Origin of the sequence: uncultured Muriicola sp., from assembly GCF_947258935.1 — a bacterium.
Classification (GTDB): domain Bacteria; phylum Bacteroidota; class Bacteroidia; order Flavobacteriales; family Flavobacteriaceae; genus Muriicola.
This window is the reverse complement of sequence record NZ_CAMYKH010000101.1, coordinates 1-8653: the sequence shown is the minus strand read 5'-3', so window position 1 is coordinate 8653 and position 8653 is coordinate 1. Positions and strand designations below refer to the sequence as shown.

Genomic DNA, 8653 nt, shown 5'->3' with positions numbered 1-8653 from the left:
GTGCATGTAAAACTCCCATCTAAGTTGGGCATAGCGATGAACATAAACTTGCCTCTGGGCCATATATGAAAAGAGTGTTTATCTAATTTATGAGACCCATCCGGGTTGGCAGGAATCGTCAGTTCTTTATAGCCTACTTCCAGGAAGTCCTGAGAATAATTAAACCGACTCCGCCGTTGCATTTTATGCCGAACTCTGGAAAAGGCTCCGTCACAACCAAACACGATGTCGTGATGATAGGCTTTCCATTCGCTTTTCTCAGAATCGCCTGTATATAGGGTAGCCGTTGGTAGGTCTACATCCCAAACTTTCTCGTTGAATTTAAAAGTAACACCGGCTGTTTCGGCCAGATCTATCATTTTTCGGTTCAGGACGCCTCTTGAGATAGACCAGATGGCCTCTCCTTCCTTCCCGTACTTCTGATAATACTCGGGCTGATCGAGCACATGCATGGCACGTTTATCCAAAGGAATAGCGATCTTTTTGATCTGATCCTCTATCGCTACTTCCCGTAAGGCCTTCCAGCCGCGATCGCTCATAGCTAAATTAATAGACCTGCCAGAGAAATCTATGGTACGAATATCCGGGCGCCTGTCAAAAACAGTAATATGATGTCCAAAACGTTGAAGGTAGATCGCCAGTAAAGAACCAACAAGTCCCGATCCTACAATGGCAATGTTCTTAGGGCTTTGCGTCATGGTTCTCGCTGCGGAATTAATTAGGATACGTAAAAGTAAGAAATTCTTGTCAGAGCGGTGATGATCAATTTATCAATCAATTAACGTATTCATGTTTAACATTTTTCTATATTCGTTAAACATAATTAAGTATATGAGTCATTTGTTTGCAGAAGATATAGCTCAGTTACCTTCTCGTTACAGAGCTAACCTGATCAACAGTGTAACGGGCTATAAGTCGTGTAACCTCCTTGGCAGCAAATCTGCAGACGGCCATACAAATCTGGCCATATTTAGTTCGGTGATCCACATAGGAAGTTCTCCTCCCCTGCTGGGTTTTATCTTACGACCTTTAACGGTGCGCCGTGATACTTTTACAAACATTAAAGATCTGGGATATTTCACCGTAAACCAGGTCTCTGTGGAAATGTATCACAGGGCCCATCAGACGTCTGCCAAATATGAAAAGGAGGTTTCAGAATTTGATGAAATTGGGTTTAAAGTGGAATATCTTGATGATTTTGAAGCCCCTTACGTTGCAGAAAGCACCATTAAAATAGGCTGTAAATATGTAAACCATTATCCTCTGGAAGAAAATGATTGCCTGTTGGTAATTGGGTCCATTGAGCGACTTTATTTCCCGAAAGAGATCCAGGACTCGGATGGCTTTATTAGGTTGGATAAAGCAGCAACAGTCACCTCTATGGGAATGGATGGATATGCCTTACCGGCATATCTGGAAAGGCTTACATATGCAAGACCCGGTAGCGAACCCAGTACACTTATTAATGGAACATAAAAAACAACATCTTCCTTCCAAACTTTGCATTGTATGTGGAAGACCATTTCTATGGCGCAAAAAATGGAAGAAAAATTGGGAACACGTGGTCTATTGCAGCGAAAGATGTCGCAGAAATAAGAATCAAGCAACCAAGACGACAGATAGATCTATATAACACTCTTTATGAATACACTTGTATGGTTTCGCAATGATCTCAGAGTATCGGATAACCAATCCTTAACTCTGGCATGCAAAGAGAAAAAAGTAATCGCCGTATATTGCCTGGACCCAGAATTGCTGATAGAAGGTCCTTATGGTTTTCGAAAAATGGAGAAGTACCGGGTGAAATTCTTATTAGAATCACTAAAAGTACTTCAGGATAACCTTGCTTCTCTAAATATCTCTCTTTTATTCTACTTAAAAAAACCGAAAGAGATACTGCCTTCCTTAATAGAAAAACACCACATTAAACAGGTCTATTTGCAAAAGGAATGGACCAAAAATGAGGTAAACGAACTAGTGCAGGTAAAACAACAATGCCCATCAGGGATATCTTTTATCGAAAGTTATGATCAGTTCTTATTTCACCCATCCGATCTTCCCTATGCTGAAGTTTCAAACATTCCGGAAGTTTTCACCACTTTTCGCAAGAAATGTGAGAAGTATTCCAAGGTTAGACCTGCTATTTCAAGACCTGCTGCAAAACCATCAGAGAACCTTCTTTCAGATAAAACTTCGGTACCCAATTTATCTGATTTGGGCTTTATACCTTTTAATCCGCATCCGCATTCTGCTTTTCCTTTTGAAGGTGGCGAAAATGCTGCCATGGAACGGATTCAGGAATATTTTTGGGATACCCGTAAACTGGCTTTTTACAAACGAACCAGGAATGGCTTAATGGGAAAGGATTACAGCTCTAAACTCTCCGCCTGGTTGGCAAATGGATCTATTTCGGCGCGTACGATTTACTGGGCCATACAGGAATTTGAGAATAAGGTCATAAAAAATCAGGATACCTACTGGCTGGTGTTTGAACTGATTTGGCGCGACTATTTTAAGTATGTTTCCATGAAACATGGGCATAAAATATTTACTTTGGGTGGTATTCTGAACAAATCCTACGATTGGGGGAATTCTGAAACAACTAAGCTCTCCTGGATTCACGGTACTACCAAAGAACCTTTTGTAAACGCCAATATGATTGAATTAGCCAAAACCGGCTGGATGAGTAATAGGGGCAGACAGAATGTTGCGAGTTACTGGGCGAAAGAGCTAAAACAAGACTGGCGGATAGGAGCCGCATACTTTGAATCAATCCTTATTGACTATGACGTGCACAGTAATTGGGGAAACTGGATGTACAACAGCGGCGTGGGAAACGATCCACGGGATAGAAAATTCAATATCAAAAGACAGGCAGAGCTCTATGATCCTGCTGGGAAATTTCAAAATCTATGGTTACAGGATACCTTATTCTAATAAACCAATATAAATGAAAACACTCCGACTCCTGCTGGGCGACCAGCTCAATTCAGAACACAGCTGGTTTTCCATGACAGATGCCAATTGTACCTACCTCATGGCCGAAATGAAACAGGAAACATCTTATGTGACACATCATATCCAGAAATTAGTGGCCTTTTTTTTGTCTATGCGATCTTTTGCTGCCTTTTTAAAGGAACAAGGGCACCAGGTACAATACATCAAAATAAGTGATACGGAAAACCCCCATAAGTTAAAAGAACTCATAATACAACAGATCGATAGCACCTCCTCTGAAAAATTCGAATACCTGCTCCCTGATGAATACAGGCTAGATCAGCAACTGAAAGACATTACCGATTCGCTTTCCATTCCTTCTGAAAGCTTTGATACAGAACATTTTTTAACCAGTAGGGATACCTTGAAAAACTTCTACAAGGGAAAGAAGCAACTGGTCATGGAATCCTTTTACAGAATGATGCGAAAGGAGCACGACATTCTGATGGTAAATGGAGAGCCCGAAGGTGGTTCCTGGAACTACGATCAAAGTAATAGGAAGAAATGGAAGGGCAACCCCTCTATACCCCCAGCCTTGGAGTTCTCGAAGGACGTAAGCAGTCTTTATAAGGAAATTCAGGAAGCGGAGGTGAAATCAATTGGCAGTATAAAACCTCATTCCTTTAATTGGCCCACGAACCGGGAGGAGAGTCTTGAGATCCTGCAGTATTTCATTGAAAACTTATTAATACATTTTGGGGATTTCCAGGATGCCCTCCATACAGATCAAAAATTCCTATTTCATTCCCGACTGTCATTTGCCATGAATAGCAAAATGCTTTCTCCAAAAGAAGTGATTCACAAGGTCCTGGAATATCATAAGGACCATAAAGATACCATAGACATCTCACAGGTGGAAGGGTTTATACGCCAGATCCTTGGATGGCGTGAGTATATGCGAGGTATTTACTGGAAAGAAATGCCCTCTTATGCACTAACAAATGCCTTAGAAAATAAGAATCCGTTACCCGGATTTTACTGGACAGGTAAAACAAAAATGAATTGTTTGAGTAGCGCTATAAATCAAAGCCTGGAAGAGGCCTACGCGCATCATATTCAGCGTTTAATGATCACCGGGAATTATGCCTTGCTAACGCAAACAGATCCCGATGAAGTAGACAACTGGTACCTTGGCATTTACATAGATGCCATAGAATGGGTAGAGATTACCAATACCCGGGGAATGAGCCAGTTTGCAGACGGGGGAATTGTAGCTACAAAACCGTATGTGAGCAGTGCCAATTATATCAATAAAATGAGTAATTATTGTACAGGCTGTAACTACGATCCTAAGGAGAAGATAGGCGAAACTGCCTGCCCTTTTAATGCCTTGTACTGGAACTTTCTGGATGCGAAAAAAGAGCACTTAAAAAGCAATCCCAGAATGGGAATGATGCTTAGATTATTGGATAAAAAAGATGATGAGGAACTAGGTGAAATAAGACAAAAAGCCAAGCATATCATTGAAAATCCGGGAGAATATTAGCAGAATTATGGGATCTCCTGATCCGTAAGACCCTTTTAGTACGTAAGTAATGTACATTCCGCCTTGTGCGCCTACATATATAAAAGTCCGGTTAAGAAATTCACCGGACTTTTTCTATTTAAAATGTTGCCTATTTAAGGATGCCGTCTACTATACCGTACTCTACTGATTCTTCTGCTCCCATCCAATAATCGCGGTTAAAGTCCTTCATGATCTTCTCATAGGTTTGTCCGCAGTTCTCTGCGAGGATCTTTGCACCCAATTCTTTGGTCTTAATGATCTCCTTAGCCTGGATCTCAATGTTAGATGCCTGCCCTCTTGCACCACCACTGGGTTGATGGATCATAACCCGTGCATGTGGCTGTATAAATCGTCGTCCTTTTTTACCAACAGAAAGCAGTATGGATCCCATAGAAGCAGCTAATCCCGTGCAGATAGTAGACACCGGACTTTTCAAAGATTTAATGGTATCGTAAATAGCAAATCCGGAAGTAACATAACCGCCAGGACTGTTTATATAAAGTTGTATTTCCTTGTTATTTTGCAAGTCCAGATACAGTAACCTATCAATGACATGCTTGGCAGAATCATCATCTACCATGCCCCACAAGAATACTTTTCTTTCCAGCAAGAGTTTCTCATTTATGGCCTCTTGTACTTTTCCTTTTTTAGCACTCATAGTATCATTTATATACCGTCAAAGGTAAGCATTTACCCTCCATTTTGCCAAGCCACTTCTGGTCAAAAAATAAGTAAATCAACCCCTTAAAAATCAGTTATTTACGCATAGAACATGCCATGAGCTTATTTCATTAATGGAAGAATTAGTGCCATTGGTCGGATATCCCCCATTTACAGGCGAAAATGCTCATCTGAAAAAAAGATCCTTTTATCGAAACTCTTGTTCTACATCGATTAAAATTCTTTGTTAATCGTAAGCGTACCATCTACCGTGCTTTCTTGCGTTTATTTTGTATAAGCTTAACCTAATTAAAATTTACGTGGTCGTCCCAGAGATCCCAAAATTTACATGAACAAACAATTTCAATTTTTTTCATTCTCCGGGTAACCCTTCAAATTTTAATAAGGCAGTTTCAAAAAATTGACCTTATGCCAAATTCTACTCTCAACAAATTTATCTCACACAGCTTGCTCACTGCAATGTTGTTCCTTGGAACCTTTGGTGCCCTCGGACAGGTAAAGAAAGCTTTTACTCCACGTTACAATGAAACCATCAAGGGAGATGTTACCATCATCGCAAACAACATGTTGTCTGCTCATCCCACAAATAATTTCAATACAACCGGAGATAACCAGGATAACAACAACAGAGTATATGTTGATATTGACAGTGACCCTACCACTTTCAATTCGAGTAGTGCTACACTAAACGATCCTAATCCCGGTCTTGCATGTAAAGAGTTTGTTAGGGCATATTTATACTGGGCGGCTTCTGACAAAGAGGCAGGAGGAGTATCACAAAATGCAGATTCCTGGAATCACAATCAGGTGAAACTTATGCTTCCAGGTTCTTCAACATATACCACTATAACCGCAGATGAAGTTTTATATCGTGGGCGGAGTGAACATTTTCATAACGACCCATATATAAGTGTAAAGGATATCACCAGTGATGTAATAGCCCTTTCTAATCCTTATGGTAAATACCAGGTGGGTAATGTACAAGCTACTTATGGCGGACTAGAACCACACGGTGGAGGTAATTATGGAGTAGCCGGCGGATGGCAAATAGTATTTGTATATCAGTCGACCGAACTTCTTACAAGAAATATTACGCTTTTTGATGGATATGCGCACGTTGATAATGGGGCCACAACCGACTTTAATGTAAATGGATTTCTTTCCATTCCTTCTGGCCCGGTAAAAGCCGATATTATTCTTGGAAGTATTGAAGGAGATAGAGTATTAAGTGGAGACAGTTTCCAGATCCAAAAACCGGATGGCAACTGGCAAAAAATAACTACCCCTTTACGAGGGCAAGACAATTTCTTTTCCAGTACGATCTCTATAGACGGCGCCCATTTTACAAGCAGGGTTCCGGCAAGTACAAATACGCTGGGATATGATGCTTCCATATTTGAATTATCGAATCCTTCCAATACGCTTATCGCCAACAATCAGACAAGTACCACTTTAAGGGCTACCTCCGGACAGGAATCCTACGGTTTGTATTTGGTAGGTTTTTCGATTGAAGTATACGAACCCAGTCTTGGGGCTTTAGAATTTACAACCTCTCCTTTAGATACAAGTTATGATCCAGGGGAAACCGCCACCTTATCCATGAGTATTGAAAACTCAGGAAATGATAATATCCGAAATCTTGAAATTTCTACCATACTACCAATTGAAGTAAACTTTAATTCTACCGAACCACTGCCAGCTGGTGTAACCTACACCTTCGATGGTCCGTCTAGGGAACTTAAATTCTTTGTAGCAGATGGGTTTATAGATACTGGCGATACCTTTAATATCGACTTTAATGTTGATGTATTGGAACAGTGTTACTTTTTGGAGACCGCATGTTCTGCCAGCTTTTCTATTCAGGCAAGTGCAACATTTAATGGTGAGATAAATACTACCCCACAAACAACTAATAGTTCCGGGACTGTTGATGAATGTGGTTTTGGTAATCACGATCCCAGTATTGTTGATATTAACCAGCCTGCACAAGTAAATTGGACAACACCTTCGAACAGTCTGGATACAACTATTGCCTGTGATGATGCCGCCGCCTTAAGCGCAGCTCAGGCCCTTGAACCGCAAACAGAATTTTGTGATTTCACTTTAGATAAAATAGCAGGTGCATTTGTACCAACTCCTGGTTGTGATTCAGAAGGGACCTATACCAATACCTGGACATTTACAGATGCATGTGGCAGAGTAAGTGAGACATTTACACAAGTCATAACCCTGGAAGATACAACTGCTCCAACCTTTAATGAAGCTTTACCGACAGATACTGTGGCCGCTTATGATAATATCCCCAGCCCTGAGACCTTAACGGCTTCGGACAGTTGTGATAGCAATCCACAAGTAACTTTTGTTGAAGATTACGATGGAGATGAGACAAGCACAACCTATACAATCTTAAGAACCTGGACAGCTGCAGACTGTACTGGAAATTCTACAGAGCATACACAAAAGATATTTGTAACTGAAAATGGTGATCCTATTGGTTTGGCGATCAATGATATTTCCATCAATGAAGATGCCGGCACAGCAACCTTAACTGTTAGCAATACAGGAGAAGTAGCTGGAGGTTTTACCGTAAATTATGCCTTAGCAGATGGAACTGCCGGTGCACCGAATGATTATATTACGGATTCTGGGGCCTTATCCTTTAATGGAGATCATGGTCAAACAGAAACCATTGATATTACCATTATCGATGACCTTATTGCTGAAGCACAAGAAGCATTTTCTGCTAATTTAACAGCGGGTACCAATACCCCGGTAATTAATAAATCCGAAGGAACCATAACCATTAATGATAATGATTCTTCAACTATTTCAATTGCAGATGTTGATGTTAATGAAGGAGCCGGGAACGCTACGATTGTAGTTACCTTAAATGGTGCCGTAGAAGAAGCCTTCGTTATCGATTATTCAACTACGGATGGTACTGCAGAAGCAGGAACAGATTATACAGCCACAACATCACAGATCAACTGGCCTGCAAATGCGACCAGTGGTTCTACACAAAATATAATAGTGCCGGTTACAGATGACAATGTGCTGGAATTTACCGAGAATTTCCTGGTTAATCTTACAAACATCTTAGCCAGTGCAGATATTTCCTTTGCTGATGATCAAGCCAATGTGAATATTCTTGATAATGATTCAGGAATAGGAACCGGACTTAGCTTTGACGCCACTTCAGTAACAGTAAGTGAGGCTGCCGGTACGGCTACTTTTACCGTAAGGCTTACAGGAAACGTGCAAGGCGGATTCAGTGTTGACTATGCTACTGCCGATGGTTCTGCTGCTCAGCCTGGTGACTATACTACTACCTCCGGTACGTTGACCTTTGCAGGTAATGATGGTGAGTCGTATGATATTACGGTGCCGATCATTGATGATTCTTTGATCGAGAATACTGAAGATTTTGTTGTAGACCTATCTGGTTTATCTACTACCTTAATTGGGATC

Annotated in this window: 7 protein-coding genes; 5 read left to right on the top strand and 2 right to left on the bottom strand. The window is 40.9% G+C overall.

The window, feature by feature from the left end; translation table 11 throughout:
• A partial coding sequence (locus Q0X72_RS12820) for an NAD(P)/FAD-dependent oxidoreductase (protein ID WP_297766154.1) occupies window positions 1-698 on the bottom strand: 698 nt, incomplete at its 3' end.
• A gap of 133 nt (window positions 699-831) precedes the next feature.
• Here Q0X72_RS12820 and Q0X72_RS12815 point away from each other — a divergent pair.
• From Q0X72_RS12815 to Q0X72_RS12800, 4 genes are read left to right on the top strand one after another with little or no spacing between them, the layout of a single operon-like run.
• The gene (locus Q0X72_RS12815; protein WP_297766152.1) at window positions 832-1476 is read left to right on the top strand and encodes a flavin reductase; all 645 of its coding nucleotides are present in this window, start codon (window positions 832-834) and stop codon (window positions 1474-1476) included.
• Entirely contained in the window at window positions 1466-1633 is a 168-nt protein-coding gene (locus Q0X72_RS12810; RefSeq protein WP_297766150.1) for a DUF2256 domain-containing protein, read from the top strand. The genes Q0X72_RS12815 and Q0X72_RS12810 overlap by 11 nt, the downstream gene beginning before the upstream one ends.
• A gap of 8 nt (window positions 1634-1641) precedes the next feature.
• Entirely contained in the window at window positions 1642-2937 is a 1296-nt protein-coding gene (locus tag Q0X72_RS12805) for a DASH family cryptochrome (protein WP_297766148.1), read from the top strand.
• A gap of 13 nt (window positions 2938-2950) precedes the next feature.
• Window positions 2951-4483: a cryptochrome/photolyase family protein gene (locus tag Q0X72_RS12800; protein WP_297766146.1), complete on the top strand. Its 1533-nt coding sequence runs from the start codon at window positions 2951-2953 to the stop codon at window positions 4481-4483.
• A 130-nt stretch (window positions 4484-4613) separates the two neighbouring features.
• On the opposite strand, the gene Q0X72_RS12795 is transcribed toward Q0X72_RS12800, so the two are convergent.
• Window positions 4614-5162 (bottom strand): ClpP family protease, encoded by a 549-nt coding sequence (locus Q0X72_RS12795; RefSeq protein ID WP_297766143.1) that lies wholly within the window; start codon window positions 5160-5162, stop codon window positions 4614-4616.
• A gap of 431 nt (window positions 5163-5593) precedes the next feature.
• On the opposite strand from Q0X72_RS12795, the gene Q0X72_RS12790 reads away from it, so the two are divergent.
• Window positions 5594-8653 (top strand): Calx-beta domain-containing protein (locus Q0X72_RS12790; RefSeq protein ID WP_297766140.1); only part of this gene is annotated, 3060 nt, incomplete at its 3' end.

What these genes read in the sequence shown, in the direction of transcription:
- Q0X72_RS12805 (WP_297766148.1), top strand. Translation starts at nt 1,642, where the DNA reads ATGAATACACTTGTATGGTTTCGCAATGATCTCAGAGTATCGGATAAC.
- Q0X72_RS12810 (WP_297766150.1), top strand. Translation starts at nt 1,466, where the DNA reads ATGGAACATAAAAAACAACATCTTCCTTCCAAACTTTGCATTGTATGT.
- Q0X72_RS12795 (WP_297766143.1), bottom strand. Translation starts at nt 5,162, where the DNA reads ATGAGTGCTAAAAAAGGAAAAGTACAAGAGGCCATAAATGAGAAACTC.
- Q0X72_RS12815 (WP_297766152.1), top strand. Translation starts at nt 832, where the DNA reads ATGAGTCATTTGTTTGCAGAAGATATAGCTCAGTTACCTTCTCGTTAC.
- Q0X72_RS12800 (WP_297766146.1), top strand. Translation starts at nt 2,951, where the DNA reads ATGAAAACACTCCGACTCCTGCTGGGCGACCAGCTCAATTCAGAACAC.